This is a genomic window from Serratia sp. Nf2 (assembly GCF_003028435.1).
In the GTDB taxonomy this organism is placed as follows: domain Bacteria; phylum Pseudomonadota; class Gammaproteobacteria; order Enterobacterales; family Enterobacteriaceae; genus Serratia; species Serratia marcescens_L.
Map to the genome: position 1 here is coordinate 207,151 of NZ_PYTW01000001.1, position 25,989 is coordinate 233,139.

Genomic DNA, 25,989 nt, shown 5'->3' on the forward strand with positions numbered 1-25,989 from the left:
CGATCCTATGTCGCTGAATGGCCGGTAAATTGGAGCAGCGAATGGCAGGCAGACCGCGCGAGTTCGATCGCGAACAGGCGCTATTGAAGGCGCGAAACTTATTCTGGCGCCAGGGTTACGAAGGCACCTCGATGTCGGATCTGGTGGCGGAATTGGGCATTGCTTCCGCACGCATCTACAAGGCGTTCGGTTCCAAAGAACAGCTGTTCCGCGAGGCGATAGCCAGTTATGAAACCGAGGAAGGCGGCTTCGCCGATCGCGCCTTCGCGCAGGAAAGCGGCATTCGCCCGGCGATCAAACGCCTGCTGGAAGACGCCGTGCGGCTCTACAGCCGGCCGGATCTGCCGCAGGGCTGCATGGTGGTCTCCTCCGCCGCCAGCGTCAGTGCGGAAAACGACGGGCTCAAAACCTGGCTGGCTGAGCATCGGTTGCAGCGCACCCAGCAGATCGTCGAACGGTTGCGGCAGGCGGTGCAAGCCGGCGAACTGCCGGCCGGCACCGACGCCGATAGCCTGGGGGACTTTTTCGCCGTCTTCCTGCACGGCCTGTCGATTCAGGCGCGTGACGGCGTCACTGAAACGCGACTATTGGCGGCGGTGAACGTGGCACTCACGGCCTTGGGCGGCGCTTAATCCTCCGGCAGATCGACAATCACCAGCGTGCCTTCGCTGCCCGGCAACACGCGGTGCGGCACGCCGGCCGCGGCCTGATACAGTTGACCGGCCCGCACCACCACCTCTTCCCCCGCCACCTGCAGCCGCAGGTGGCCGCTGATCACCAGCAACCCTTCGCTGTAATCATGCACTTCATCCGCAATGCTGCGCTCATCCATGCGCAGCACTTTGATATTGGCCGCACCGACGCGGCCCAGCACGGCAGAACGCCAGGCCTCGGGCAGTTCGGCCGCCTGCTGGTTTAAGTCGAACAGCATCGTCATACCTTATCGCTACAGAGGAACCGGCACTTTACTGCAAAGCCGCCAGGTGCTGAAAGACGCGTTGGTTGTAGATTATGCCCCGGCGTTCTGAGCCACCGCCTCACGCCGCAGCCATTGCCGCAGGTTTTCGCCCTCCTGCGACAATTCGCTATCCAGGCGGGCGCATAGGTAATAATCGCGGCCGTCGTCGATCGGCAGATCGAACATTTTGATTAACTCACCGCTCTCAAGGTACTGGGCGATTAACGGCTCGCGCATCAGCGCACACCCCAATCCCGCCTGCACCGCCGCCAGCGTCAGCAATCCGTCTTCGAACATCGGCCCGATGCTGCGCAGCGGGCGTTTAACGCCGGCCTGCTGAAACCATTGCATCCAGGTATTGCGCTCTTCGTCGTGCAGCAACGGCAGCGTCGTCAGCTGATCCGGCGTATCGAGCAGACCGTGCAGTTTGCTGAATGCCCGGCTGCACACCGGCACCATTTGGCCGGACATCAGCTTTTCGCTGCGATAGCCGCTCCACTGCCCAACCCCGAAGCGGATCGACAGATCGGCGGCGTCACTCAGGTAATTGCGGTGGTTGGCGTAAACCACATTGATATCGATATCCGGATTCTCGCGCAGAAAGCCGCGCAGCCGCGGAATGAACCAACCCATGCCGAACAGCGGGATCAGGCTGATGGTGACCTGCCGCGACGCGGACTGCTCGCGCACGTGTTCGGTCGCCTGGCGCAGCACGTTAAACGCCGAGCGGATCGAGCGGTAATATTCCCGCCCCTCGCTGCGCAGCACCAGATGGCGCCCCTGCCTTTCGGTCAACGGCATCTGTAAAAATGCCTCCAGCGTTTTCAGCTGATGGCTGACCGCCGAAGGCGAAATCATCAGCTCCTTCGCCGCCGCGCTGATGCTGCCCAGGCGCGCGATGGCCTCGAACGCCCGCACGGCGCGCAGCGGCGGATCGTTCGGCAGCATCGGCAACGGCTCATCGTACTGTTCTGTTTTTTTCATATATCGATTGTTTTATAGAAAATTAGGAAGAAGGGTTTATTTAATATACATAAAAATCAACGCATTAAAATCACTTGTTTTTTGTATAAGAAAGTATTTTTCCGTATTTTACAATTTTTTTAAATTCTCTACTGTGAGCCTCCTGACTCATTATCTCCGGACTCTCCCTATGGATACGCTGGTACAGCAGACCGTCAACGGTTTGATGCTCGGCAGCATCTATGCGCTGATCGCGCTCGGCTACACCATGGTGTACGGCATCCTGCGCATCATCAACTTCGCGCACGGCGACGTGCTGATGGTCGGGGCGCTCAGCGCGCTGTCGGCGATCGGCGTGTTGCAGCATCATTTTCCCGCGCTTTCGCCCTACGCCACGCTGCTGCTGGCGGCCCTGTTCGCCATGGCCGTCTGCGCCATCACCTCGATGGCGATCGAACGTCTGGCCTATCGCCGGTTGCGCACTGCGCCGCGCCTGGCCCCGCTGATCAGCGGCATCGGCGTCTCGCTGCTGCTGCAAACCCTGGCGATGCTGATCTGGTCACGCAATCCCCTGATGTTTCCGCAGCTGTTGCCGATGACGCCCATCGCCCTGACCGCAGGCAGCGCCGAACATGCACCGGCGGTGATCACCGGCACCGCGATCGTCACGCTGACGGTGGCCGTGGCGGTCATGGCCGGCCTCTGGCTGCTGGTCGAACACAGCCGTTTCGGCCGCGCCATGCGCGCCACGGCGGAAAACCCGCAGGTCGCCGGCCTGATGGGCATCAGTCCTGACCGCATCATCGTTCTGACTTTTGCGCTCGGCGGCGCGCTGGCGGCGGTAGCCGGCATCATGATGGCCAGCAATTACGGCAACGCCGGTTTCTCGATGGGCTTTTTGCCCGGCATCAAAGCCTTTACCGCCGCCGTGCTCGGCGGCATCGGCAACCTGCGCGGCGCGATGCTCGGCGGATTGCTGCTGGGACTGTTCGAATCGCTGGGGACCGGCTATCTCGGCGAGCTGACCGGCGGCGTCTTCGGCAGCAACTACCAGGACGTATTCGCGTTTCTGGTGCTGATCGCCGTGCTGGTCTTCCGCCCCTCCGGGCTGTTGGGCGAACGCATCGCCACGCGCGCATAAGGACATCACGATGACCGTTTTAACTTCCACGCTTCCCCTGGCCACGCCTCGGCGCGCCAGGCTGGGGCTCACGCTGTTCATTCTCGCCCTGCTGCTGGCACCCTGGGTAGCGGGCGCCGCCGGCGGCAACTACTGGGTGCGCGTCGTCGACTTCGCGCTGCTGTACCTGATGCTGGCGCTCGGGCTGAACATCGTGGTAGGCATGACCGGATTGCTGGACATGGGCTTTATCGCTTTTTACGCCGTTGGCGCCTATCTGGCCGCGCTGCTGTCGTCACCGCATCTGACGCAGCAGTTCCCGCTGCTGCTGCAGGGGTTCCCCGACGGGCTGCACCTGTCGATGCTGTGGCTGATCCCGCTGGCGGCACTGCTGGCGGCCGTGTGCGGCATTCTGCTTGGCGCGCCGACGCTGCGGCTGCGCGGCGACTATCTGGCGATCGTCACGCTCGGTTTCGGCGAGATCGTGCGTATTTTGATGCGCAATCTCGATCGCCCGGTCAACCTCACCAACGGCCCCAAAGGCATTTCCGGCATCGATCCGGTCAGCCTGTTCGGCCTGAAGTTTTCCGGCATGCATGAGTGGTTCGGCGTGCGCTTCTCCGGCCTGTACCTCTATTACTACCTGTTCGCCGCGCTGCTGCTGGCGATCCTGTTTATCAGCCTGCGGCTGCAAAACTCGCGCATTGGCCGCGCGTGGACGGCGATCCGCGAAGACGAGGACGCCGCGCGGGCGATGGGCATCAACACCCGCAACTTCAAGCTGCTGGCCTTTGCCATCGGCGCCACCTTCGGCGGCGTGGCCGGCGCGCTGTTCGCCGCGTTTCAGGGCTTCGTGTCGCCGGAATCGTTCACCCTGCAAGAGTCGATCGCCGTGCTGGCGATGGTGGTGCTCGGCGGCATGGGGCACATCCCCGGCGTGATCTTGGGCGCGCTGCTGCTGGCCGCCCTGCCGGAGCTGCTGCGCAGCAGCATGGGGCCGCTGCAGCAGGCGCTGTTCGGCCAGGTGCTGATCGACCCGGAAATTATCCGCCAACTGTTTTACGGCCTGGCGCTGATCCTGGTGATGCTGTATCGCCCGGCGGGCCTGTGGCCGGCCCGTCACCTAAGAGGAAACGCCGCATGACGCCTTTGCTCGCTTTACACCACGTCAGCAAACGCTTCGGCGGCCTGACAGCGGTGGATGACGTCAGCATGAGCATCCGCCAGGGGGAGATCTACGGCCTGATCGGACCGAACGGCGCCGGTAAAACCACCTGCTTCAATCTAATCACCGGCCTGTACCGTGCCGACGAGGGCGAGTTTCGCCTGTCGGGCCAGCGCTACAGGCCCCAGGCGATCGATAAAGTGGCGCAGGCCGGCATCGCCCGCACCTTCCAGAACCTGCGGCTGTTCAACGAAATGAGCGTGCTGGAAAACGTGATGGTCGGCTGCCACGTACGTACCCGCAACGGCCTGTGGGCGGCGATCGCCCGCCATCGCCGCGCCAGGGAGGAGGAACAGGCGGTGCGCGACAAGTCCCATGCGCTGCTGGAGTATGTCGGCATCGGCCAATTCGCCCATTACCGCGCCGGCGATCTCGCCTACGGCCACCAGCGCCGTCTGGAGATCGCCCGCGCGCTGGCGACCGAGCCCCGGCTGCTGGCGCTGGACGAACCGGCGGCCGGCATGAACGCCGGAGAAAAAGTGGCGCTGCGCGAACTGCTGCTGCGCATTCGCGACAGCGGCAAAACGCTGCTGTTGATCGAACACGACGTCAAGCTGGTGATGGGCCTGTGCGATCGCCTGACGGTGCTGGATTACGGCAAAGCGATCGCCGAAGGCGAACCGGCGCAGGTTCGGCGTGAACCGGCGGTCATTCAGGCCTATCTGGGAGGCAGCGCGCATGTCTGAAGCCCTGCTGAGCGTTAAACAACTCAACGTGTCTTACGGCGGCATCCATGCGGTCAAAGGCATCGATTTTACGGTCAACGCCGGCGAACAGGTCACGCTGATCGGCGCCAATGGCGCGGGCAAGACCTCCAGCCTGCGGGCGCTGACCGGGCTGCAGCCGTTCGAGGGCGACATCCTGTTCGACGGCCGTTCGATTCGCGGCGTGCCGCCGCACCGCTTGCTGCAGCAAGGGCTGGTGATGGTGCCGGAAGGACGCGGCATTTTTACCCGCCTGACAGTGCGAGAAAACCTGCAGCTGGGCGCCTATGCGCGCCGTGACAAACCGGCGGTGCGGCACGATTTCGAACGGGTATGCGCCACCTTCCCACGCCTGAACGAACGCCTGCATCAACCGGCCGGGCTGCTTTCGGGCGGCGAGCAGCAGATGGTGGCGATGGGCCGCGCGCTGCTCAGCCGCCCGCGCCTGTTGATATTGGACGAACCGTCGATGGGACTGGCGCCGATTGTGGTGGAGGCCATTTTTTCGGTCATCAAACAGTTAGCCCGTGACGGCGTCACGCTATTGCTGGTCGAGCAGAACGCCCGCCTGGCGCTGGAGTCTACCGATCGCGCCTATGTGTTGGACAGCGGTAGCCTGAGCCACAGCGGCCGCTCCGCCGACATGCTGGACGATGAAAAAATCAAACAGATCTATTTGGGTGAATAACCGTTGTTACCTTTAACCGCACCAGGAGTATGACATGCAGCAGAACTTTCGCATCAAGCCGTTGGCGCTGGCCGCCGTGACGATGATCCTGAGCCTCTCGGCGCTGGCGGACGACACCGTGCTGATCGGCCTGGCCGGGCCGCTGACCGGCCCTTCCGCGCGCATCGGCAAAGATCTCGAAAACGGCGCGCGGCTGGCGATCGCCGACGCCAACGCACAAAAGCCGACGCTGAACGGCAAACCGGTCACCTTCAAATTGCTGTCCGAGGACGATCAGTCCGATCCGCGCACCGCCGTGGCCGTCGCGCAGCGTTTGGTCGATGAAGGCGTGGCCGGCGTGGTCGGCCACTGGAATACCGGCACCAGCATCCCGGCGGCGCGCATCTACCACGACGCCGGCATCGCCCAGGTGGCACCGGTCGCCACCGGCCACGGCTACACGCAGCAAGGCTTTGACACCAGCTTCCGCGTGATGGGCCACGACGACGACGGCGGCAACTATGCCGGGCAGTATGCGGTGAAAACGCTGAAAGCCCAGCGCATCGCGGTGATCGACGATCGCACCGCCTTCGGCCAGGGCCTGGCGGACGAGTTCATCAAATCGCTGCAGGCCCAGGGCGTGCAGCCGGTCACCCGCGAGTATGTCGACGACAAGACCGTCGATTTCAGCGCCGTGCTGACCACCGTGCGCAGCAAAAACGCCGATCTGATCTTCTTCGGCGGCGTGGACTCCCAGGCGGCGCCGCTGGCGCGCAAACTGAAACAGCTGGGCATGAACGCGCAGCTGATGGGCGCCGGCGGCTTTGTCAGCCAGACCTTCCTGACGCTGGCGCAGCGAGAAGGCGAAGGCGTGGTGGCGCTGGAGCCAGGGCTGCCGCTGGAACAGATGCCGGGCGGCAAGGCGTTTGAACAAGCCTACCGCGATCGTTACCACACCCACATCGAACTGCATGCGCCCTTCGCCTACGACGCCACCCGGGTGCTGATCGCCGCCATCGAACAGGCCGGCTCGGCCAATCCGGCCGATTACCTGCCAACACTGCGCGCCATACATTACCAGGGCGTGACCGGCGCCATTGCCTTCGATGCGCAGGGCAACCTGCAACAGCCGAGCTTCACCCTGTACCGGGTAGTGGACGGCAAATGGCAGCCGCAAACCGTGTTGGGCGGCGCCAAACCACAATAAATCAAGAGGAGCAAGGCGATGAGCTGTGCAAACAACGAATTGGGCATTTTGGCCCGCAGAAAGATCGAAGCGGAGATCATCAAACCCATCTACCAGATTCTGGTGCGTGAAATCGGCAAGGTGCGCGCTCAGGCGGTGATCGGCGAAGCCATCGAGAATGCCGCCATCGAGGCGGGTAAACGCTTCGCCGCGCAGGAGCCTGGCGGCGCGGATCTGCGCAGCTTCGCCGCCTTGCAGTACCTGTGGGAAAAAGATGATGCGCTGCGCGTCGAGGTGATCAACCAGGATGAACAGCACTTCGACTATAACGTCACCCGCTGCCGCTATGCCGAGATGTATCACGAGATGGGGCTGGGGGAAATCGGCCACCTGCTCTCCTGCGCACGTGACAGCCAGTTTATCGTCGGCTATGCCCCGGAGGTCGAGCTGCAGCGCAGCCAAACCATCATGTCCGGCGCCCCCTGCTGCGATTTCCGCTACACCGCCAAAACGCCGGGAGAAGAGCAATGACGTATCGGGTCAACGGCGAGCGCCTGTGGCAAAGCCTGCACGTGATGGCGCAGTTCGGCGCCATCGCCGACAACGGCGTCACCCGGCTGGCACTCAGCGAAGAGGACCGGCAGGCGCGCGACCAGCTGCGTCTCTGGGCGCTGGAGGCCGGTTGCAGCGTGCGCGTCGATCGGATGGGCAACATGTTCCTGCGCCGCGAAGGCTCGCGGCCCGAGCTGGCGCCGGTGGTTACCGGTTCTCACGGCGACTCGCAGCCCCGCGGTGGCCGTTTCGACGGCATCTACGGCGTGCTGGCCGGGTTGGAGGTTATTCGCAGCCTTAACGATCGGCAGATCGTCACCGAACGCGCAATTGAAGTGATCAACTGGACCAACGAAGAAGGCGCGCGCTTCGCGCCGGCGATGATCGCCTCCGGGGTGTTCGCCGGGGTCTTCGATCTCGAGTACGGCCTGTCGCGCCGCGACGAGCATGGCGTCAGCCTCGGCGACGCGCTGGAACGCATCGGCTACGCCGGCGAACACCCGGTGGGCGGCACGCCGATCCACGCCGCCTTCGAGCTGCACATCGAACAGGGGCCGATTCTGGAAGCGGAACACCTCGATATCGGCGTCGTGACCGCCGCACAAGGGCAGCGCTGGTACGAGCTGGATGTCGTCGGCTTCAGCGCCCATGCCGGTACCACGCCGATGGATCGCCGCCGCGACGCCCTGCTGGGTTTCACCGAGCTGGTGACGGCGGTCAACCGCATCGGCTGGGATTTTGCGCCCGATGCGCGCGCCACGGTGGGCATGGCGCACATCACCCCCAATTCACGCAACGTGGTGCCGGGCCGGGTCTTTTTCAGCGTCGAATTCCGTCACCCTGAGGAGACTACCCTGGAGCAGATGGAGCAACGCCTGCTGGCGGCGGTAAACCAAATCAACGACGGAGGCCTGACCGCTCGCGTCGAGCGCATCTTCCAATATCCCCCGGTCGCTTTCGATCGGGGCTGCATCGGCAGCGTACGCCACGCCGCGCAAGCATTAGGCTATCGCCATCGAGACATGATTTCCGGCGCCGGCCATGATGCCTGTTATCTTAATCGCGTCGCCCCGACCGCCATGATTTTCATCCCCTGCGTGGACGGCATCAGCCACAACGAACGGGAAGACATTACCCCCGACTGGGCCGCCGCTGGTGCCGACGTCTTGCTGAACGCACTGCTGGCGCACACCGGCGCCTGATCCTCGCCCCGGTTTTTCGCCGGGGCAAAAAATATTCAACAAAACGGTTGAATATTAGCCCGCCTGTTCTATATTCAACCATATGGTTGAATTATCTTCCTCACAGCTGGACGCCATTTTTCATGCGCTGGCCGACCCGACCCGCCGCTCGATGTTACGCGCGCTGGCCGGCGGTGAACGCAGCATCGGCGAACTGGCCGCGCCGTTGCAGATGTCGTTCGCCGGCGCCTCCAAGCACGTGAAAGCACTGGAACATGCGGGCCTGGTGCAACGCACCGTGCAAGGAAGAAACCATATCTGCCGGCTCGAACCCGAGCCTATGGCGCAGGCCATGCACTGGCTGCAAACCTATGAACATTTCTGGACTGAACGGCTGGATGCGCTCGAACAGGCGCTGCTGCAGCCCGAACAGCTTCCTCCCAAGGAGTGAACCATGAATGATTACGGCATGATTATCGAACCCGGCACGCTGCGCATCCAGCGCTTGCTGCCCGGCCCCATCGAGCGGGTGTGGGCTTACCTGACCGAATCCGACAAGCGCGCCACCTGGCTGGCGGCCGGCGCCATGAAGCTGGAGAACGGCGCGCCGCTGGAGCTGGAGTTTCGCAACTCCGATCTGGCGGGCGAGCATGAACCACCGCCGGCCAAGTACAAACAGCACGGCGGCTGCGTCAGCAACCGCGGCCACATCACCTGCCTGTTCCCGCCGCGTCTGCTGAGCTTTACCTGGGCCGAGCAGGATCAGGGCCGCCCTTCCGAAGTGACCTTCGAACTGACGGAACAGGGAAACGCGGTGCTGCTGACGGTCACCCACCGGCGCTTGGCCAACCGCGACGAGATGCTCAGCGTCGCCGGCGGCTGGCACACCCATCTGGATATCCTGCTGGATCGCCTGCACGATCGGGCGCCGCAGCCGTTCTGGAGCACCCATGCCCGGCTGGAAGAAGAGTACCGCGCCCGCCTGTAATTACGTCTCGTCCCTGCGCCTGAACGCCAGATAACCGGCGATCAGCGTAAAACTGCCGACCAGCAACACCAGCAGGATAAAACCGTGGTGATTGCTGGCCAGCGGGATCCCCCCCACGTTCATACCGAAGAAACCGGCGACGATATTGATCGGCAGCGCCAGCACGGTGATCACCGTCAACGTATAGAGCGTGCGGTTATTCTGCTCCATCAGCTTGGCGCCCAGCTCCTCCTGCAGCAGCCGGATGCGTTCGGTCAGGCTGGCGAGATCGTTCAACACCACGGTGAACTCTTCGGTAAACTGCCGCAGATCCTGCACCACCTCACGGCTCAGCCAGGCTGGCGGGCGGTTCAACAGGCGAAACAGCGCGGCCGGCTCCGGCGCCAGCAGGCGCTGAAAGCGCAGCAACATGCGGCGCATGCGCCCCAACTCGGCGCGGTTGCGTTTGACGCGGCGGGTCAACAGGCGATCCTCAATGGTATCGACATACTGGTTGGCCTGCCGCACCACCTGCTCCAGCACGTCCTCCTGCTCTTCCAGCAGGTGCGCCAGCAGTTCGGTGGACGAGGCCAACTGCAGCGCCGTCAGGCGGCCGAGCAGCCGTTCAATGAGTCGCACCGGTTTGTGACGCACGGTCACCACCAGCCCGCGGCAGCAATAGAGCCACAGCGTCGCCGTTTCCGGGTTGCTCTCCTCAGGGTGGAAGATCACATCGTTGAGCACCGCGAACAGATCGTCGCCCTGGCGCTCGATGCGTGTGGTGTGGGAGCCGTGGCGGATCTCGTGAAAGAAAAAATCGGAAATGGCGAAATGGTTTTTCAGCCACTTCTCCGCCGCCGCGTGGTTGAGATTGAGGTGCAGCCAGATAAAACCGTCGCCGGGCGGCAGTGCCTGATAGGCCTGACAGACCTGCTGTGAGTTCAGCCGCGCCGGCGGCTCACCGGAACGAAACACGTGGCCGTAGATCAGCCCGGTCACTTCATCATCAAAATCCAGCTTGTGCATCTTTTCTGCTAACATTTGCGCCATAACGCGTTATCTCGCTTACCGCCGTTAACCCAACACTCTCCGCTGTTATAGCAATCTTTAATTGCCTGCGTTAATTCTTTTCATCTTTCTCGATGATTAATATTTTCGTCATAAAAAAGCCACATTCATTCAGAATACTTTTCAGGCGAAAGATACCGCATTCAAACATCTCGGGAAGGTCATTATGAGCGATAACAGCGCCGTTCAAACGGGTGTGCCGGCCGCCTCCAGCCTGCCTAAACTGCATCAAAAGAACAGTCGACTCACTGTTCTTTTTTTTGTGTTCTTATTAATTCTGGGGATCGCGTTCGCCGGGGTGAACTTATTTAACGACGTCAGCGATGCCGGCGCCGTCTATACCAGTTACATTCCGTTTTTATTATTGGGGCTGGCGCTATTGATCGCGCTGGGCTTTGAATTCGTCAACGGCTTCCACGACACCGCCAATGCGGTCGCGACGGTGATTTACACTCATTCGCTCTCGCCGATGGTCGCCGTGGTGTGGTCCGGTTTCTTCAACTTTCTCGGCGTGTTGCTCTCCAGCGGCGTGGTGGCCTTCGGCATCATTTCGCTGCTGCCGGTCGAGCTGATCCTGCAGGCTGGCACCGGCAACGGTTTCGCCATGGTGTACGCCCTGCTGTTCTCCGCCATCATCTGGAACCTCGGCACCTGGTGGCTCGGGCTGCCCGCCTCGTCGTCGCATACGCTGATCGGCTCGATTATCGGCGTCGGCGTCGCCAACGCCCTGATCCACGGCCGCACCGGCACCAGCGGCGTGGACTGGGGCCAGGCGATCAAGGTGGGCTACGCGCTGCTGCTATCGCCGGTGATCGGCTTCGTGTTCGCCGGCCTGCTGCTGCTGGCGCTGAAGCTGTTCGTCAAGAACCGCCAGCTGTACAGCGCCCCTAAAGGCAATACCCCGCCGCCGCTGTGGATCCGCGGGCTGCTGATCCTCACCTGCACCGGCGTTTCCTTCGCCCACGGCTCCAACGACGGGCAGAAAGGCATGGGCCTTATCATGCTGATCCTGGTGGGCACCATGCCGATCGCCTACGCCCTGAACCGTTCGATGCCGCCGGAGCAAATTCCCCGGGTGGCGGCATTGGCGGAGGTGACTAAAAACCAGCTGCTGCACCAGTTCCCGGCCGGCGGCCAAACGCCACCGCGCGAGGTCCTGACCGGCTATGTGCGCACCAGCGAGCTGACGCCGGAGGTGGTGCCGGCGTTGGCGCAGCTGACCGGCGCGATCGGCGATCAAATCCGCCAATACGGATCGGTCGACAAGATCCCGGCGCAGGCGGTGTCAAACACCCGCAACGACATGTATCTGGCGTCCGAGACCATCAAGCACCTGAAGGCAGAGCAACAGCTGCAGATCAATCCTGACGCGCAGCGCAACCTCGACGCGCTGAAGGGCGAACTCGACAACGCCACCCGCTTCATTCCCTTCTGGGTGAAGGTGGTGGTGGCGATTGCGCTGGGGCTCGGCACCATGGTCGGCTGGCGCCGCATCGTGGTGACGGTGGGCGAAAAGATCGGTAAATCGCACCTGACCTACGCCCAGGGCGCCAGCGCCGAACTGGTGGCGATGACCACCATCGGCGCGGCCGACGCCTTCGGCTTGCCGGTTTCGACCACGCACGTCCTGTCGTCCGGCATCGCCGGCACCATGGCCGCCAACCGCTCCGGCCTGCAGATGGCCACTCTGCGCAATCTGCTGATGGCCTGGGTGCTGACGCTGCCGGCCTCGGTGCTGCTGTCGGCGGTGCTGTACTGGATCTTCAACCATTTCTAACACCGGGCTGATACGGAGAAAATCTGATGACCATGCATGAATTCAACCGCGATGACGGTTTCAACCAGCGCCTGCTGCAAGAATTTTACGACAGCTACGACGAAGAGCTGGAAATGGAGCTGGACGATCTGCGCTTCGACGCGACGGAAGTGGACAGCGACCAGAAAAAGGCCTGGCGCAAGCATTACTTCCGCGAGCTGCTGCGCCTGCAGGGCGAGCTGGTGAAACTGCAGGATTGGGTGATGCGCACCGGCCACCGGCTGGTGATCCTCTTTGAAGGCCGCGATGCCGCCGGCAAAGGTGGCGTGATCAAGCGCATCACCCAGCGCCTCAACCCACGCACCTGCCGCGTAGCGGCGCTGCCGGCACCGAACGATCGCGAACGCACCCAGTGGTATTTTCAGCGTTATATCGCACATCTGCCCGCCGCCGGCGAAATGGTGCTGTTTGACCGCAGCTGGTATAACCGCGCCGGCGTGGAGCGCGTGATGGGCTTTTGCAACGACGAAGAGTATGAGGAGTTTTTCCGCAGCGTGCCGGAATTCGAAAAAATGCTGACGCGCAGCGGCATCCAAATCGTCAAATACTGGTTTTCGATCACCGATGAGGAGCAGGAGCTGCGTTTCCTCAGCCGCATTCACGATCCGCTCAAGCAGTGGAAGCTCAGCCCGATGGATCTGGAAAGCCGCCGCCGCTGGGAAGACTACACCGAGGCCAAAGAAATCATGTTAGCGCGCACTAACATTGCCGAAGCGCCCTGGTGGGTGGTTCAGGGCGTCGACAAGAAAAAGGCCCGTTTGAACTGCATCACCCACCTGCTGCAGCAGGTGCCTTATGAGGAAGCTGAAGGCAACGTCATCACGCTGCCGCAGCGCAAACGCAGCCCGGAGTACCACCGCAGCCCGGTGCCGGACAACATGGTGGTGCCGGAAATCTACTGACCTTAGCGCAGAGAGGCGGTTGCCGCTTCTCTGCGCAAATACAACGCGTTGATTTCTCTCATGCTAACGGGCCAAACCCCATGTTAAAGTGGTTGCTTTCCATTTTGACCGGAGTCCTCCATGCGCCAACGCATCATTGTCTGCCCGCTGATTGAAAACGATAACGCCTTCCTGCTGTGCAAAATGGCGGCGCACAAGGGCGTGTTTCCCGGCCAGTGGGCGCTGTCCGGCGGCGGCGTCGAGCCGGGTGAACAAATAGAACAGGCGCTGCGGCGCGAAGTGCGCGAAGAGCTGGGCGCCGGGCTGATCCTCGACAGCATCACGCCCTGGACCTTCCGCGACGACGTGCGCATCAAAACTTACGCCGACGGCAGCCGGGAGCAAATCTACATGATTTACCTGATTTTCGACTGCCAGGCCGCCAACCGCGACGTGACGATCAACGACGAGTTCGACGACTACGCCTGGGTGCCGCGCGAGCGTCTCGCGGACTACGATCTGAACGAGGCCACCCGCTTCACGCTGCGACAAAAGGGATTGTTGTAACAGTTTGAGCGATTATCGCCCTATTTTCTTCACATTTGCCGGGCAGACTCTTTTGATATTTTTTAATCACTTAGGGTCACTATTGCCGCCGTTATGCTTTTATCTCACGCTTTTCTCCGTCTGCCTGCCCGGCGCTTCGGCGCCGCTCTCCTGTTCAGCCTGCTGTTCGTTTTGGCGCCCGTGCATGCCGCTGCACCGCCGCTGGTGCTGAATGCCAAATCGGTGCTGGTCGTCAATCAACGCACCGGAAAGACGCTCTATCAGAAGCAGCCAAACCGCGTGCTGCCGATTGCCTCGCTCACCAAGCTGATGACCGCCATGGTCGCCCTGGACAGTAAACGCCCGATGGGCAGCAGGCTGAAAGTCACCGCCGCCGATCGCGATCTGCTGAAAAAAACCCATTCGCGCCTGACCATCGGCTCGGTGCTCAGCCGCCGCGACATGCTGCACATCGCCCTGATGTCTTCGGAGAATCGCGCCGCTGCGGCGCTGAGCCGCAGTTATCCCGGCGGGCGCAAAGCCTTCGTGGCGAAAATGAACCAGAAAGCGCGCGCCATCGGCATGAAACGCAGCCGCTTCTACGATCCGACCGGGCTGACGCCGCGCAATGTGGCGACCGCCAACGATCTGCTGAAGATGGTCAATCACGCCTATCGCTATCAGTCGATTCGCCGCTTCAGCACCGACAAGCAGCAGATCGTGCGCCCTGGCCGCGGCCAGCTGGTCTACCGCAGCTCCAACGGCCTGATCAACAATCCGGCCTGGAAAATTCAGCTGCAGAAAACCGGCTTTACCGACGAGGCCGGCCACTGCCTGGTGATGCGCACCACCATCAAAGGGCAGCCGGTGGTGATGATCCTGCTCGGCGCGCAGCCGCGCTACGGCCACTACCGTGACGCCATTCGTCTGAAGGCCTGGCTCGAGGGGTGACGGTTCGGCGCGCTAGAATGACGTGATGATGCTGCGGGCGATGGTGCCGCTCTTCAGCGCTTCATAAGCGTCGTTGATCTCGGCGATATTGATCTCTTTCGAGATCAGATCGTCGAGATTAAAACGCCCCTGCAGGTAAAGATTGGCGTACATCGGTATGTCATGTTTAATGTTGGTCGAGCCCATATAAACCCCAGTGACCGATACCTGATTCAGTAAGAGATCGTTCAACACCTCGACGTTAATGGTCGAACCCGGTTTATGGACGCCGATAAGAAAAGCGCCTCCGCCCTTACGCGCCATTTTGATCGCCTGTTCCGACGTCGACTTGAGGCCGATCACTTCGAATGCATGATCCACGCCCCCTGCGGTCAAGGCTCGCACTCGCTCCACCACATCGCCATCACCGGCATTAATGAAATCGGTAGCGCCAAATTTGCTCGCCAATGCCTCCTTCGCCGGCTGCATATCGATGGCGATGATGCGGCCGGCACCCGCCAATCGCGCGCCGGAGATCACATTGAGCCCCACACCGCCGACACCTATCACCGCCACCGTGTCCCCCGCCTTGACGTTGGCCGTATTGATCGCTGCACCGGCGCCGGTCACGCAGCCGCACCCCAGGATGGCCGCCTGCGGAAACGGTAATTCATCCGGCACTTTGACCAGTTGGTTTTCGTGTACCAGCGTAAACTCGGCAAATGCCGATGTGCCGAACACCGGCGTAACAGGCTGCCCATCGCGGCTCAGCCGTTGCCCCTCAGCCTCGTCGCGCAGAGTCTCTTCGGGATGCTCGCACTGGTACGTACGGCCATCTATACAGGCTTCGCAATGGCCGCAGTATTGAATCAGCGAGCCGACAACGTGATCGCCAATCTTGAATTCACGCACGTCGGGGCCGATTTCTTTCACCACCCCGGCCAGCTCATGGCCGAATACGGCCGGCAAGGGCACCCCGAAGTCGCTCTCGGCCATATGCAGATCCGAGTGGCACAGGCCCGACGCCTTCACTTCCACTAAAACTTCGCGCCCTTTCGGTTTATCTATCTGGATATTTTCAACGCTAAATATCCCATTACTCGCATTCAATACGGCAGCTTTCATTCAGCATCTCCTTTACTCATTATTTTCTCCAACGCGTGAACATTGGTCGAATACGGGCACAGAAAGATCCCCCGAGACAGGAACAGCAGGCATAACGATATCCAGGTTAGAGGTTCTTTGCCCCATGAGTAAAGCGGGAAAATATAACATTTTCGCAACAAAAAATGCTTATAATGATAATTATTTTATTGTTAATCATGGAATCCCGCGGCGTGAAGCCCGCGCTTGTTTTACCGTTCTGCGCATATCCAAATTCGTTTTGGATCAATGGAATATCCTATCGCCAATCAGTATTAAGGCGCACGCCGTCCGCATGGTATTTGTCAGGCATATCTGATGAGGAAAGGAGCGGGAAAATGGCTTATGCCTTGAGCATATTGGAAAAGAGTCCGATCGCCGACGGGGAAAGCGCCGCGCAGGCGCTGGCGCGCACGCTGCATCTGGCGCAGCAGGCGGAACGCTGGGGCTACCGACGTTTCTGGCTGGCGGAGCACCACAACACGCAGCAGCTCGCCTGCCCGTCGCCGGAAGTGCTGATCGGCTACCTGCTCGGCCAGACGTCGCGCATTCGCATCGGCTCCGGCGGCGTGATGCTGCAACACTACAGCGCCTACAAGGTGGCCGAAAACTTTAACCTGCTGGCGGCGTTGGCGCCGGGGCGCGTCGATCTCGGGGTGGGCAAAGCGCCCGGCGGGCTGCCGCTCGCCACCCAGGCGCTGCAGGCCGCCCATGACCGGCAACACAAACCGGCCTTTCCACAGCAGCTGTCGCAGCTGACCGCCTATCTGAACGACGACGCCGAACCGGGCCTGAGCGCCACGCCGCTGCCGCCGCATGCCGCCCAGCGCTTCCTGCTCGGCGCCAGCAAAGAGAGCGCGACGCTGGCGGCCGAATCCGGCTGGGCCTTCGTGTTCGCCGCGCATCTGAACGGCAATCCGCAAGATATCCGGGAGGCACTGGCGCACTATGCCGCACTGAGCGGTGGCCGCAAGGCGCTGCTGGCGGTAGCGGCGATCGTGGCGCCAAGTGCGGAACAGGCCGCGGCGCTGGCGGCGGATATACAGCAATACCGCGTACATGTCGCCGGTGAGCAGAGCGTGACCGTCGGCAGCCTGGCGCAGGCGGAAAGTTTCGTGCAGCAGGCCGGCGCCACCGACTACCGCATCGAGCCGCGAGAAAACCATATCCTGCTCGGCACCGCGCAGCAGGTGCATCAGCAACTGGCGCAGCTGCAGCTGCAGTACGGCGTGGACGAGTTCATCATCGACACGCCGATCGCCGAACCGACCGCCCGGTTAACCTCACTACGACAGTTGGCGGAGGAGAACCTGACGCCGGCCTAGTTGATCGCCGCGCGGATCCGCATGGCGTCGGCCAGATCCTGCGCCAACGACGCCAGCTGCGTCGGCACCACGTTGGCCAGGCTGACGCGGATCGCAGGATCGCCCTTCAGGCGGAAAGGCTCGCCGCCCTGCACCAACCACCCCCGCTGCGCCATCAGCTGCGTGGCGGCGGTTTCCGACCGCACCGGCAACCACAGATGCAGCCCTTCACCTACCGCCAGCACCGTATGATTCAGCGCATTGAGCCGCCGCACCAGTTCATCCCTTCTGGCCTGATACGCCTGTTGCGCCCGCTGCAGCTGCCCTTCCTGCAAGGCCTGCCCCCACAGTCTGGCGGCAATCTGCTGCAAGATATGGCTGACCCAGCGCTCGCTGATGTACTGATCGGCGCGCATCGCCTGCAGCAACGTCGGGTTGCCGCAGGCCAGCGCGATGCGCAGATCCGGGCTGAGAAACTTGCTCAGCGACAGCACGTACAGGCCGCCATCGCCGTCGAACGGCAGATGCAGCGGCTGTTGCGACAGCGGCCCCCAGAAGTCGTCGACGATCGCCAGACACTGCGGATTTTCGCTGAGAAAACGCCGCCACTGCTGCGCGCGCTGCGCAGAGAGCGAGGCGCCGGTCGGATTGTGGGCGCGCGGCGTCAGGATCACCGCGCCCGCCGCTCCGCTTTCCGGCAACCGGCACCCCTGTTCATCCATCGCCAGCGGCAGTGGCCGCAGACGCAGGTGGCGCAGCAGCGTCAATAGCGGCGGCCAGCAGGGATCTTCCACCCATACCGCCGCGCCCGGCTGCACATGGCAGCGCAGCGCCTTTTCCATCGCGTCCAGCGCGCCGGAGAACACCGCCGGTTCCCCCAGGCTAACGCCCTGGCGGCCGAGCCACTCACGCCCCAGACCGGTCAATACCGGCAGATCGCCGCTGATGTCATAGCCGTTTTGCTGCGGGAACACCTCCGTCGCACCCAGCGCCAACGCCGGCAACAGGGCGGCATCCAGGTTGCCGCTGGCCAGATCGCACATCCCCGCCGGCACCTGACGCGGCACATAGGCCGCACTCACCGCCGCCAGCGGCGGTTCCAGCACCACCGTTCCCGCCCGCCCGCGCGTCGCCACCAGGCCGGCATCACGCAATCGGGCATAAGCGCTGGCGACGGTATTCGGGTTGACCTCCAGCTCCGCCGCCAGTTGGCGTACCGGCGGCAACAGCTCGCCCGGCCGCAGTGCGCCGTCTTTGATGCGTGCGGCGATCTGCTCGGCAATCTGGACAGCGCCGCCGCCTTTTGCATACAATGAAGTCATACATAAATCCTTTTGTACTAGTTCAAAATAGATTACCCGTTTCCGCGGCCAAAAGTAAGGGGTTCCATGGATAAACATTACGTGCTCGACATTCAGTATGCAGGAAAAGCCTTTGCCCGCCTGCAGATGTTCACGCCCTGGGCGGCCGATCAGCTGGAGCAGGCGTGCGCGCTGTTTCCGGCCGCGCAGGGGTATCAGGTGCAGCTCAGCCAGATCAGCGAACGCCGCATCGTCTACCAGAGCGGCGCGCAAGGCATCACCGTACTGGGCGAGTCGCTGGCGCTGACGCCGTTCACCCACGCTCACGAGGTTAAACAATGAAAAAAGCCGTCGCTATTCGACACGTCAATTTCGAAAACCTGGGCATCCTCGGTTCCCTGCTCTCGCTGCGTGGCTATCAAATCGACTATTACGATGCCGGGCGTGATGATATTCGTGCTATCAATAATGAAGAGACCGATCTGTTGGTGGTGCTCGGCGGGCCGATCAGCGCCGCCCAGCACTTTTCCGGCGCGCTGCGCTATGATTTTCTCGACCATGAATTGGCGCTGGTCAAACAGCGCCTGGCGCAGCGGCGCCCGACCCTCGGGGTGTGTCTTGGCGCCCAGGTGATCGCTCAGGCGCTGGGCGCCGACGTGATCTCGCTCGGCGTCAAAGAGATCGGCTTCGCCCCGCTGACCACGCTCACGGCACAAGACGACTCGGTGCTGGCGCCGCTGGCCGATACGCCGGTGCTGCACTGGCACGGCGATATGTTCATGATCCCGGAGGGCGCCCGCTGCCTGGCCGGCACGGCGGTTTGCCCGCATCAGGCCTTTGACTATCAGGGGTTCGCGCTCGGCCTGCAGTTCCATCTGGAGGCGGATCATCGCGATATCGAACGCTGGCTGATTGGCCATGCCTGCGAGCTGGAACTGGCCGACATCGCGCCCCAGAGCCTGCGCGAACAGGCGGCGCGCCACGGCGCACAGCTGGAACAGCGCGCGCGGCAGGTTTTCGCACGCTGGCTGGATAATAACGAACCAAGGATGTAACTCATGCAACAAACTGCTCCCTTGCGATCACCGTCCATCGATGTGATCAGCATTCAATCTCAGGTGGTCTACGGCAGCGTCGGCAACGGTATCGCCTACCGCGCCCTGTTAAAAAAGGGGCTGGAAGCGCTGCAGGTGCCTAGCGTACTTTTCGGCTGCCCGCCCTATTACGGCAAGCCGCACGGCGGCGTCATCTCCGGCGAGTGGTTCGGCGGCTTTCTCGACGATCTGATCGCCCGTGGCGTGATGAAGCGCACCCGGGCGGTGATTGTCGGCTATCTGGGCGACGCGATGCAGTGCCATATTCTGGCCAACTGGCTGCAGCGGGTGCGCTCGATCAATCCCCAAATAAAAATCTATATCGATCCGGTGATGGGCGATTACGGCGAAGGGATCTACGTGGATGAGCGCATCGTCAGCTGCTATCGCTCGCCGTTCCTGCGGCTGGCCAACGGCCTGACGCCGAACGGCTTCGAACTGGAACAGCTGTGCGGCCGGCAACTGAGCAGCCAAGAGCAGACGCAGCACGCCGCGCAGGCGCTGTTGAACGACACCACCGAATGGGTGCTGGTCACCAGCGCGCCGGGCGTCGCGCAGCACGAAGACGAGGTGGGATTGATGCTGGTCACCCGGCAGGAAACGCAGTGCTTTACCCATCCGAAGGTGAAATCGGCGGTCAAAGGCACCGGCGATCTGTTCGCCGCCTTGCTGGTCAGCCATCTGCTGCACGGCGCCGCGCTCGACGCAGCCGTGGTCGCCGCCGGCGGCGAAGTGTGCGACGTGCTGGCCGAAGCGGCGCATTTCGGTTGGGAAGAAATCGGCAGCCTGCGGGCGTTAAAACCGTAAGGCCTGTGGAGAGTCAGGGGCAGCGTGCCGCCCCTGATAAATATCAGCGTTTTTTCTTTTTGTTGAAATCCAGCTCGAAGGCGAACACCGCGCTCTGAATTTTGCGCTCCATCGCCAGCCCCAGCTTGAGGAAGCGGCACGACAGGCGCGAGAAGTGCACCACCTGGTCGTTATCGTCGGTTTCCTGATCGTCGTTGACCACCACCAGCTCCATGTTGACCTTGAAGCTGCCGTAGCTGCCCAGATCCAACTCCGCTTTCTTGAACTGCAGACCCGGCTGAAAGAAATCCGGCAGCGGGCCGTCGAAACGCAAACCGACGCCGCCGGCGGACAGATCGTGGATCCGCAGCTCATAAGGCGTGCCGTCCGGGTATTCGCCGGTACAGAAGAATTGGCGCCAGTGCGGCGTGGTGATGCGGAACTGGCGACGGCGCTGGATGTAGACCAACTCCTGCGGCAGCCGAGTCGAGCAGGCCTGGACGCCCTGATGTTCGGTCAGTTCCGCCTGGCCGACGGAAAACTCAATTTTGGCGTCGTTGCTTTCAATCACGATGGTGCAGGCGCCGTCGATGGCGTTTTCCGCCTCCTCACCGCTAAACACGATATTGTCCGGCCCGACGCTCAATAACAGACTTTGAAACCGGTGCTGCTGATTTTCTACGCGCAGCGGCGTGCGTTGTTTGCAAATTTCACGCAGAATCGCCAGAACTTCAAAACGCTCCCGTTTGATAAACAGTCCGTTATCGCTGTGCTCCACACGTCTCTCCTGACTTTTTTTCTAATGACGTATTACGTATTCCTTACGGTTATCATCTCTGGGAATATTCCTAAAGTCAAATTTGCCAACGCTGCCAAGCCTGCGGCAACAGGCGTGCGAAACGTTTCGCCCACGCCTGTTGCCCGCGTTCGTCGGCGATCAGATCCTGGCGGATTTCGATGCCGACATAAGGCAAACCGCGACGTTCTGCGTGGACCGGCAACGTGTAGTCAGTGGCGTCGGTCATCGCATAGGGTTCGTTGATCCCCACCTGCAAATCCCCCTCTTCGCGCAACAACTCGGCCAGCAGATGGGCAAATTCCGGGTAGCGGTTAAACAGCAGCCCCACCTGCCAGGGGCGCGATGCCCCTTTGAACACCGGCGTAAAACTGTGCATGGCGATCACCGCCGTCGGCAGTTCGCGCAGTTGGCGTTGCCCCAGATGATCGTCGATGGCGTGGTGATACGGCAAAAACACCTCGCGCTCGCGCGCCAGCGCGTGTTCGGCGTCGATACCGATATTGCCGGGGATCGGCGTCAGCTCGGACAAATGCGGGATCGAGCTGGCAATGCCGGGTGCCCGGTTGCAGTCGATCACCAGCCGTGAGTAACGCTGGTGGATCAGCGTGGCGTCCAGCTGACGGCTCAGATGGCGCGACACGCACAGCGCGCCGATATCCCAGCCGATGTGGCGTTCGATCTCCCCCGGCGGCAAACCGAGATCGCCGAGGGATTGCGGTATCGCCTTGCCGGCGTGATCGCACAGCAGCAAAAAGGGCGCTTTGCCGCGCGGGATTTCAACGGCAGCGGCAGAAGGTTCATCGGCGGACAATAACGGCGGGATAAACGAGTGAGGCATGACGGGCTCCGGCGGTGGAAAGCAAAGCGTTTATCGTAGCGCTATCCCGTCGCCGGCCCCAAGGTCGTGCTTAGATCAAAAAGGCATGAGTCAGACTGTAGTCATGCCGTCTCGGCTGGCTGCGGCTGGTGCACCGCGATATAACGCTGATACCGCGACGGCTTGAGCCGAGTGGTATCCACCAGCACCAGCCCGTCGATGCAGTTGTTGAACGCCGGATCGGTGCCGAAGTCGATAAACTGCACCCCGCCCGGCTCGCACAATTCGGTGTACTGTTTGTACAGCGTCGGGATCGAGCAGCCGATGTTGCTGAGCAGGCTCTTCAGCCGCACCAGATCTTCCTGGTAGTTGTCCCCGGCAAACTGCGCCAGCACCTGCGGCAGCGATGCGGGATAAGGCCGACGCGACTGCGCGAACGCGTGATCCGGCGAGAAATAGAGCCGATAGAAGGCGATCAGCAAATCGCGCGCCGCCAGTGGCATGCCGCCGGAGATCGACACCGGGCCGAACAGATAGCGATACTGCGGGTATTTCGACAGGTAGGCGCCGATGCCCAGCCACAAATAGTCCAGCCCGCGCTTGCCCCAATAGGCCGGCTGAATGAAGCTACGCCCCAGCTCGATGCCCTGTGCCAGGATCGGTTCCATATCGCGGTCGTAGTGGAACAGGCTGTTGCTGTAGATGCTTTCCAGCCCTTTGCGTTCGATTTGTTCGGCGGTGGGGATAAAGCGATAGGCGCCGACGATCTCCAGCTCCTCCTCATCCCACAGCACCAGGTGATAATAGTCGTCGTCGTAGCTGTCCAGATCGCGGCGGCGACCGGAACCTTCCCCTACCGCGCGGAAGGCGATCTCGCGCAGACGCCCCAGCTCGCGCAGGATCGGCGTGCGCGCTTCGTCGCGGCGGCGATAGAGGTAGATGGTTTTACCGTCCGGCGTTACCCCCAACCGTTCGCAGTTCGCCAACGCCTTTTTCAGCTCCAGACGCTCTTCCGGCAGCGCGATCGGCGACTCGCTGGCGAACAGCCCCGGTTTGCCCTGGCCCAGGCGATACACGTGGCGGCGAAAACGCTCCGCCAGATCCTTGGCGCTGGTGTGGCCGTCGTGCCAGCTGGCGAACGGCACACGGCCGCCGACGCGGATCTTGATGCGTCCGCCCCGCTGCTGGAACATTTCACGCACCAGCAGCAGCGTCGACAGCGGCCGGTAAACCAGCGAGGTAAAGTAGAACAGGTTGCTGTTGCGCGCGCTGATGTGGATTGGCACGATCGGCGCGCGCGCCTTGGCGGCCAGGCGCAGAAAGCCGGTATGCCAGTGGCCGTCGCGTATACCCTTCGGGCTCATGCGCGACACTTCTCCGGCCGGGAACAGGATCAGCGCGCCCTGATTGTCCAGCTGCTGCTGCATGCCTTCAATCTGCTTGCGGCTGGTTTTATAAGCGACGTTATCCACCGGCACGAACAGGTTGCGCAGCGGTTCGATGTAGGTCAGCAGTTGGCTGGCCACCACTTTCACATCCGGACGCACCGCTGCGACGGCACGCAGCAGCACCAGGCCGTCGAGCGAGCCGATCGGGTGATTGGCGACGAGCACCACTGGCCCCTGGCTCGGAATGTTTTCCAGATCGCCGTCCACCAGCTCGCAGCTGAGGTTGAAGTAGTCCACCACCTGCTCGATCAGATCGAGCCCTTTCAGGTGGGGATAGTCGGCGGCGAACTGTTTGAATTCTTTTTCGAAGAGAAGGGTTCTTAGCAGGCTGCGCTGCCAGGCAGGGGTATTGCGGTGTGGAAATGCATCTTGCAACAGAGAATCCAGGCTGAACATCGCGTTATCTCCTGACGTAGTCGCTGCAAACTTAAGCCAGAGCCGTGACTCTGACGTGTCAGTTACATGACAATAAAATGAATCCATCGACTATCAGGTATAGCAAAGTAATGGCGATTTGGGGGCGAAAGACGCATTTTCGCCCCCACTTGCCCTCACATCGGCGCCAGCAACGCTTCGATGCGGCGGTTCACCGTTTCGCGCAGACGCAGCAGCGGCCCCGCCTGGTGCGGATAACGCTTGAAGGTGATGCGCATGCCCAGCTCGCGTTCGATCAGCGCCTCCACCGTCGCCCGGTCGGTCAAACTCTCCAGCAGCTGCAGCGCGCGCATGTCCTGCAGCCCCTGGTGCAGCACCCGCAGGCGCAGCGACTCCACCGGCTGCAGATCCTCGCCCGGATAGACCACGAACGGATCGCCGGAGGGAAACGCATGGCCGCTGTCGGTCACCGCGTACGGATTGATACGCTCGCGCGAATGGGCGCTGTTATAGAAGTTGAATCCCCAATGCAGAAAGCCGGCGATGCGATATAGATACAGCTGCACGCCCAATATGCGGTTGCGCGCCGAAGGCTGGGCGAAGAACCGGTTGGCGACCTCGGTCTTCTGCACGCAGCAGTAATAGGCCCACAGGCCGGGCACCCGGTGTTCGATAAAGGGATCGATATGGTCGGTAGCGGCAACCGGGGTTTCCACCAGGCCTTGCTGATAGAAAGCGAAATCCGACAGCGCGTCGAAGGTGCGGAAGCCGTCCAGCAACGGCCGCAGCGCGGCGGCGGCGCACCGGTAGGCCGCCAGGTTGTCCAGCGTCGGCTCATCGGAAACATGGAACCACACCTGCCGTTCCAGCCCTCGTTCGCGGAACCAGGCGGTCAACGCCGGCAGCAGCGCCTGCAGAAAACGCTGATACGCTTCGCCCTGCGCATCGGTATGCCAGCCGAACAGCCGTTGTGGCTCACCCTGCTCTTCCACCTCGATCTTCGGTGCATGCGCCGCGCCCCATTGGGTAAACAGCGGCGCGATTTCGAAGTGCTCGATGCCCTCTTCCTGCGCCAGCGCCACCCACTGCGCCAGGCGGCTGAAATCGAAGCCATACCCCTGCGCCGATCGCGTCACCCTCACCAGCTGCACCGTGGTGCGCTCACCGCCGACGGCGGTATCCAGCGGCGGCGTAAACAGCGGCGTCAGCAGCATATTGACCCCGGCCCGCACCGCACAGCGCACAAAGTGGCGCACCGCGCGCCAGTAATCCGGGCTGAACACCGCCAGACGGTAGTAATCCGCCAGGCAGTCGGTGTGCAACCACTCGGTGTGCAACAGCGTTTGCGGCGGCAACGCCACCGGCACCAGATGCAGCGTGAGCGTGGCCTCGGCCAGCGCCTCGCCGCTCTGGGCATCCAGCAGCCGCAGGGTCAACGGAAAGTCGCCGGCCAGTTGCGCGTCGGCCGGCGGCGTCAGGGTCAACCACAGGCTGCCATAATAGCGGCAGGCGGCGAAAAAACGCCGTTGCGGCAGCGGTATCAGCGGATCGGGAAATAAGCCCGGCTCGGTCGTCAGGTAATTCTCGTCGGTCTCGCGATAACAGGGAAACCCGCTCGGCACCGATTGCACCTGGCGCACGCTGATATACTCCGCCAGCGGCCCGTCGAGTTGATAACACAGCTCATGGCGGGTTTCGTTACCCGGCGTTTGCAAACAGTACACCGCCTGCCAGGAAAGCACCTCGTTATTTAACCCGCTCAGCCGTTCCTCCACGGAAATAGATGGCACGCTGTGGCGGTGAAATACTTTCTCCAGGCAATGGGTAAATACCAGAGACAGGTGCATAATGTTCTGCCCTCTTTATTTTGGACGAATAAACACGGTGAAATTCAGGCTAGCGCCTTTTATCGCCACAGACAATAGCCGGTAATAAAAATCGTTCCCACGCCCTTCTTTGACTGCCGCAATCCGATTTTTTTGTTTATTTGCATCACAAAAATGAAAGAAGCTGATGCTTGCACAATAAAAATGTTTTTAATCCCCATTATGGTGCAAGGGTTATCAGTTATTCCTATGCCGGCGAGGGCCGCTAAATGCCGCGACAGCAGGGAGAAAACCCACCAGCAGGTTAACGAAATGTGAACAAAACAACCTTT

The 25,989-nt window shown here is 61.8% G+C and carries 27 protein-coding genes; 18 read left to right on the forward strand and 9 right to left on the reverse strand.

From position 1 onward, the window contains the following. The first annotated feature begins 41 nt into the window (after window positions 1-41). Window positions 42-632: a TetR/AcrR family transcriptional regulator gene (locus tag C9411_RS00920; RefSeq protein ID WP_107226249.1), complete on the forward strand. Its 591-nt coding sequence runs from the start codon at window positions 42-44 to the stop codon at window positions 630-632. On the opposite strand, the gene C9411_RS00925 is transcribed toward C9411_RS00920, so the two are convergent. Together C9411_RS00925 and C9411_RS00930 are read right to left on the reverse strand one after the other, a co-directional pair. Further along, the gene (locus C9411_RS00925) at window positions 629-931 is read right to left on the reverse strand and encodes a cupin domain-containing protein (RefSeq protein WP_107226250.1); all 303 of its coding nucleotides are present in this window, start codon (window positions 929-931) and stop codon (window positions 629-631) included. The genes C9411_RS00920 and C9411_RS00925 overlap by 4 nt on opposite strands. 78 nt (window positions 932-1,009) lie before the next feature. Next, complete coding sequence (locus tag C9411_RS00930) at window positions 1,010-1,942, reverse strand: LysR substrate-binding domain-containing protein (protein WP_101426960.1); 933 nt, start codon at window positions 1,940-1,942, stop codon at window positions 1,010-1,012. A 169-nt stretch (window positions 1,943-2,111) separates the two neighbouring features. On the opposite strand from C9411_RS00930, the gene C9411_RS00935 reads away from it, so the two are divergent. From C9411_RS00935 to C9411_RS00975, 9 genes are all read left to right on the forward strand, one after another. Continuing rightward, complete coding sequence (locus tag C9411_RS00935; RefSeq protein WP_063989960.1) at window positions 2,112-3,062, forward strand: branched-chain amino acid ABC transporter permease; 951 nt, start codon at window positions 2,112-2,114, stop codon at window positions 3,060-3,062. A 10-nt stretch (window positions 3,063-3,072) separates the two neighbouring features. Then, window positions 3,073-4,185 (forward strand): branched-chain amino acid ABC transporter permease, encoded by a 1,113-nt coding sequence (locus C9411_RS00940; RefSeq protein ID WP_107226251.1) that lies wholly within the window; start codon window positions 3,073-3,075, stop codon window positions 4,183-4,185. Next, on the forward strand, window positions 4,182-4,952 hold the full coding sequence (locus C9411_RS00945; protein WP_063989962.1) for an ABC transporter ATP-binding protein: 771 nt from the start codon (window positions 4,182-4,184) through the stop codon (window positions 4,950-4,952). The genes C9411_RS00940 and C9411_RS00945 overlap by 4 nt, the downstream gene beginning before the upstream one ends. Next, window positions 4,945-5,658: an ABC transporter ATP-binding protein gene (locus tag C9411_RS00950; RefSeq protein WP_107226252.1), complete on the forward strand. Its 714-nt coding sequence runs from the start codon at window positions 4,945-4,947 to the stop codon at window positions 5,656-5,658. Before C9411_RS00945 ends, C9411_RS00950 begins: the two co-directional genes overlap by 8 nt. An 82-nt stretch (window positions 5,659-5,740) precedes the next feature. Beyond that, window positions 5,741-6,844 (forward strand): branched-chain amino acid ABC transporter substrate-binding protein, encoded by a 1,104-nt coding sequence (locus C9411_RS00955; RefSeq protein WP_369919365.1) that lies wholly within the window; start codon window positions 5,741-5,743, stop codon window positions 6,842-6,844. A gap of 18 nt (window positions 6,845-6,862) precedes the next feature. Further along, window positions 6,863-7,354: an L-2-amino-thiazoline-4-carboxylic acid hydrolase gene (locus C9411_RS00960; protein ID WP_107226254.1), complete on the forward strand. Its 492-nt coding sequence runs from the start codon at window positions 6,863-6,865 to the stop codon at window positions 7,352-7,354. Continuing rightward, on the forward strand, window positions 7,351-8,577 hold the full coding sequence (locus C9411_RS00965; protein WP_107226255.1) for a Zn-dependent hydrolase: 1,227 nt from the start codon (window positions 7,351-7,353) through the stop codon (window positions 8,575-8,577). Before C9411_RS00960 ends, C9411_RS00965 begins: the two co-directional genes overlap by 4 nt. A gap of 82 nt (window positions 8,578-8,659) precedes the next feature. Then, the gene (locus C9411_RS00970) at window positions 8,660-9,007 is read left to right on the forward strand and encodes a helix-turn-helix transcriptional regulator (protein ID WP_004938187.1); all 348 of its coding nucleotides are present in this window, start codon (window positions 8,660-8,662) and stop codon (window positions 9,005-9,007) included. 3 nt (window positions 9,008-9,010) lie between these two features. After that, on the forward strand, window positions 9,011-9,544 hold the full coding sequence (locus C9411_RS00975) for an SRPBCC family protein (protein WP_015377962.1): 534 nt from the start codon (window positions 9,011-9,013) through the stop codon (window positions 9,542-9,544). On the opposite strand, the gene C9411_RS00980 is transcribed toward C9411_RS00975, so the two are convergent. After that, a complete protein-coding gene (locus C9411_RS00980) occupies window positions 9,545-10,573 on the reverse strand; it encodes a transporter (RefSeq protein WP_107226256.1) in 1,029 nt (342 codons plus the stop codon). It lies immediately after the preceding gene. A 184-nt stretch (window positions 10,574-10,757) separates the two neighbouring features. Here C9411_RS00980 and C9411_RS00985 point away from each other — a divergent pair, with 184 nt between their 5' ends. The 4 genes from C9411_RS00985 to pbpG all read left to right on the forward strand — a co-directional run bounded on the left by C9411_RS00985 (window position 10,758) and on the right by pbpG (window position 14,785). Beyond that, window positions 10,758-12,368 carry an inorganic phosphate transporter gene (locus tag C9411_RS00985; RefSeq protein WP_107226257.1) on the forward strand — a complete coding sequence of 537 codons (1,611 nt, stop codon included), beginning with the start codon at window positions 10,758-10,760 and terminating at the stop codon, window positions 12,366-12,368. A gap of 26 nt (window positions 12,369-12,394) precedes the next feature. Then, entirely contained in the window at window positions 12,395-13,309 is a 915-nt protein-coding gene (gene ppk2 / locus C9411_RS00990) for a polyphosphate kinase 2 (protein ID WP_107226258.1), read from the forward strand. Window positions 13,310-13,429: 120 nt separating this feature from the next. Beyond that, the gene (gene nudI / locus C9411_RS00995) at window positions 13,430-13,855 is read left to right on the forward strand and encodes a nucleoside triphosphatase NudI (RefSeq protein WP_063989971.1); all 426 of its coding nucleotides are present in this window, start codon (window positions 13,430-13,432) and stop codon (window positions 13,853-13,855) included. Window positions 13,856-13,948: 93 nt separating this feature from the next. Beyond that, complete coding sequence (gene pbpG / locus C9411_RS01000; RefSeq protein WP_063989972.1) at window positions 13,949-14,785, forward strand: D-alanyl-D-alanine endopeptidase; 837 nt, start codon at window positions 13,949-13,951, stop codon at window positions 14,783-14,785. Window positions 14,786-14,797: 12 nt separating this feature from the next. Here pbpG and C9411_RS01005 read toward each other — a convergent pair whose 3' ends face one another. Continuing rightward, window positions 14,798-15,889 carry a Zn-dependent alcohol dehydrogenase gene (locus tag C9411_RS01005; protein ID WP_107226259.1) on the reverse strand — a complete coding sequence of 364 codons (1,092 nt, stop codon included), beginning with the start codon at window positions 15,887-15,889 and terminating at the stop codon, window positions 14,798-14,800. 356 nt (window positions 15,890-16,245) lie between these two features. On the opposite strand from C9411_RS01005, the gene C9411_RS01010 reads away from it, so the two are divergent. Continuing rightward, on the forward strand, window positions 16,246-17,232 hold the full coding sequence (locus C9411_RS01010) for an MsnO8 family LLM class oxidoreductase (RefSeq protein ID WP_107226260.1): 987 nt from the start codon (window positions 16,246-16,248) through the stop codon (window positions 17,230-17,232). Here the strand turns inward: C9411_RS01010 and C9411_RS01015 are convergent. Then, window positions 17,229-18,533, reverse strand: coding sequence for an aminotransferase class I/II-fold pyridoxal phosphate-dependent enzyme (locus C9411_RS01015; protein WP_107226261.1), 1,305 nt, complete (start codon window positions 18,531-18,533; stop codon window positions 17,229-17,231). The two genes, C9411_RS01010 and C9411_RS01015, sit on opposite strands and share 4 nt — an antisense overlap. 66 nt (window positions 18,534-18,599) lie before the next feature. Here C9411_RS01015 and C9411_RS01020 point away from each other — a divergent pair, with 66 nt between their 5' ends. Genes C9411_RS01020 through pdxY form a run of 3 tightly spaced genes read left to right on the forward strand, consistent with a single transcriptional unit; the run spans window position 18,600 to window position 20,413 of the window. Continuing rightward, complete coding sequence (locus C9411_RS01020; RefSeq protein ID WP_063989974.1) at window positions 18,600-18,854, forward strand: hypothetical protein; 255 nt, start codon at window positions 18,600-18,602, stop codon at window positions 18,852-18,854. Next, complete coding sequence (locus C9411_RS01025; protein WP_107226262.1) at window positions 18,851-19,567, forward strand: glutamine amidotransferase; 717 nt, start codon at window positions 18,851-18,853, stop codon at window positions 19,565-19,567. Before C9411_RS01020 ends, C9411_RS01025 begins: the two co-directional genes overlap by 4 nt. Before the next feature lie 3 nt (window positions 19,568-19,570). After that, window positions 19,571-20,413 carry a pyridoxal kinase gene (pdxY, locus tag C9411_RS01030; protein ID WP_063989976.1) on the forward strand — a complete coding sequence of 281 codons (843 nt, stop codon included), beginning with the start codon at window positions 19,571-19,573 and terminating at the stop codon, window positions 20,411-20,413. A gap of 43 nt (window positions 20,414-20,456) precedes the next feature. Here the strand turns inward: pdxY and C9411_RS01035 are convergent, their stop codons facing one another. The 4 genes from C9411_RS01035 to C9411_RS01050 all read right to left on the reverse strand — a co-directional run bounded on the left by C9411_RS01035 (window position 20,457) and on the right by C9411_RS01050 (window position 25,678). Beyond that, on the reverse strand, window positions 20,457-21,170 hold the full coding sequence (locus C9411_RS01035) for a flagellar brake protein (RefSeq protein WP_025302950.1): 714 nt from the start codon (window positions 21,168-21,170) through the stop codon (window positions 20,457-20,459). A 76-nt stretch (window positions 21,171-21,246) separates the two neighbouring features. Further along, complete coding sequence (locus tag C9411_RS01040) at window positions 21,247-22,029, reverse strand: N-formylglutamate amidohydrolase (RefSeq protein ID WP_063989977.1); 783 nt, start codon at window positions 22,027-22,029, stop codon at window positions 21,247-21,249. A gap of 101 nt (window positions 22,030-22,130) precedes the next feature. Then, entirely contained in the window at window positions 22,131-23,852 is a 1,722-nt protein-coding gene (olsF, locus tag C9411_RS01045) for an ornithine lipid synthase OlsF (RefSeq protein WP_025302952.1), read from the reverse strand. A gap of 155 nt (window positions 23,853-24,007) precedes the next feature. After that, window positions 24,008-25,678: a DUF4091 domain-containing protein gene (locus C9411_RS01050; protein ID WP_107226263.1), complete on the reverse strand. Its 1,671-nt coding sequence runs from the start codon at window positions 25,676-25,678 to the stop codon at window positions 24,008-24,010. Window positions 25,679-25,989: the final 311 nt, after the last annotated feature.

What these genes read in the sequence shown, in the direction of transcription:
- C9411_RS00920 (WP_107226249.1), top strand. Translation starts at nt 42, where the DNA reads ATGGCAGGCAGACCGCGCGAGTTCGATCGCGAACAGGCGCTATTGAAG.
- C9411_RS00925 (WP_107226250.1), bottom strand. Translation starts at nt 931, where the DNA reads ATGCTGTTCGACTTAAACCAGCAGGCGGCCGAACTGCCCGAGGCCTGG.
- C9411_RS00930 (WP_101426960.1), bottom strand. Translation starts at nt 1,942, where the DNA reads ATGAAAAAAACAGAACAGTACGATGAGCCGTTGCCGATGCTGCCGAAC.
- C9411_RS00935 (WP_063989960.1), top strand. Translation starts at nt 2,112, where the DNA reads ATGGATACGCTGGTACAGCAGACCGTCAACGGTTTGATGCTCGGCAGC.
- C9411_RS00940 (WP_107226251.1), top strand. Translation starts at nt 3,073, where the DNA reads ATGACCGTTTTAACTTCCACGCTTCCCCTGGCCACGCCTCGGCGCGCC.
- C9411_RS00945 (WP_063989962.1), top strand. Translation starts at nt 4,182, where the DNA reads ATGACGCCTTTGCTCGCTTTACACCACGTCAGCAAACGCTTCGGCGGC.
- C9411_RS00950 (WP_107226252.1), top strand. Translation starts at nt 4,945, where the DNA reads ATGTCTGAAGCCCTGCTGAGCGTTAAACAACTCAACGTGTCTTACGGC.
- C9411_RS00955 (WP_369919365.1), top strand. Translation starts at nt 5,741, where the DNA reads ATGATCCTGAGCCTCTCGGCGCTGGCGGACGACACCGTGCTGATCGGC.
- C9411_RS00960 (WP_107226254.1), top strand. Translation starts at nt 6,863, where the DNA reads ATGAGCTGTGCAAACAACGAATTGGGCATTTTGGCCCGCAGAAAGATC.
- C9411_RS00965 (WP_107226255.1), top strand. Translation starts at nt 7,351, where the DNA reads ATGACGTATCGGGTCAACGGCGAGCGCCTGTGGCAAAGCCTGCACGTG.
- C9411_RS00970 (WP_004938187.1), top strand. Translation starts at nt 8,660, where the DNA reads ATGGTTGAATTATCTTCCTCACAGCTGGACGCCATTTTTCATGCGCTG.
- C9411_RS00975 (WP_015377962.1), top strand. Translation starts at nt 9,011, where the DNA reads ATGAATGATTACGGCATGATTATCGAACCCGGCACGCTGCGCATCCAG.
- C9411_RS00980 (WP_107226256.1), bottom strand. Translation starts at nt 10,573, where the DNA reads ATGGCGCAAATGTTAGCAGAAAAGATGCACAAGCTGGATTTTGATGAT.
- C9411_RS00985 (WP_107226257.1), top strand. Translation starts at nt 10,758, where the DNA reads ATGAGCGATAACAGCGCCGTTCAAACGGGTGTGCCGGCCGCCTCCAGC.
- ppk2 (WP_107226258.1), top strand. Translation starts at nt 12,395, where the DNA reads ATGACCATGCATGAATTCAACCGCGATGACGGTTTCAACCAGCGCCTG.
- nudI (WP_063989971.1), top strand. Translation starts at nt 13,430, where the DNA reads ATGCGCCAACGCATCATTGTCTGCCCGCTGATTGAAAACGATAACGCC.
- pbpG (WP_063989972.1), top strand. Translation starts at nt 13,949, where the DNA reads ATGCTTTTATCTCACGCTTTTCTCCGTCTGCCTGCCCGGCGCTTCGGC.
- C9411_RS01005 (WP_107226259.1), bottom strand. Translation starts at nt 15,889, where the DNA reads ATGAAAGCTGCCGTATTGAATGCGAGTAATGGGATATTTAGCGTTGAA.
- C9411_RS01010 (WP_107226260.1), top strand. Translation starts at nt 16,246, where the DNA reads ATGGCTTATGCCTTGAGCATATTGGAAAAGAGTCCGATCGCCGACGGG.
- C9411_RS01015 (WP_107226261.1), bottom strand. Translation starts at nt 18,533, where the DNA reads ATGACTTCATTGTATGCAAAAGGCGGCGGCGCTGTCCAGATTGCCGAG.
- C9411_RS01020 (WP_063989974.1), top strand. Translation starts at nt 18,600, where the DNA reads ATGGATAAACATTACGTGCTCGACATTCAGTATGCAGGAAAAGCCTTT.
- C9411_RS01025 (WP_107226262.1), top strand. Translation starts at nt 18,851, where the DNA reads ATGAAAAAAGCCGTCGCTATTCGACACGTCAATTTCGAAAACCTGGGC.
- pdxY (WP_063989976.1), top strand. Translation starts at nt 19,571, where the DNA reads ATGCAACAAACTGCTCCCTTGCGATCACCGTCCATCGATGTGATCAGC.
- C9411_RS01040 (WP_063989977.1), bottom strand. Translation starts at nt 22,029, where the DNA reads ATGCCTCACTCGTTTATCCCGCCGTTATTGTCCGCCGATGAACCTTCT.
- olsF (WP_025302952.1), bottom strand. Translation starts at nt 23,852, where the DNA reads ATGTTCAGCCTGGATTCTCTGTTGCAAGATGCATTTCCACACCGCAAT.
- C9411_RS01050 (WP_107226263.1), bottom strand. Translation starts at nt 25,678, where the DNA reads ATGCACCTGTCTCTGGTATTTACCCATTGCCTGGAGAAAGTATTTCAC.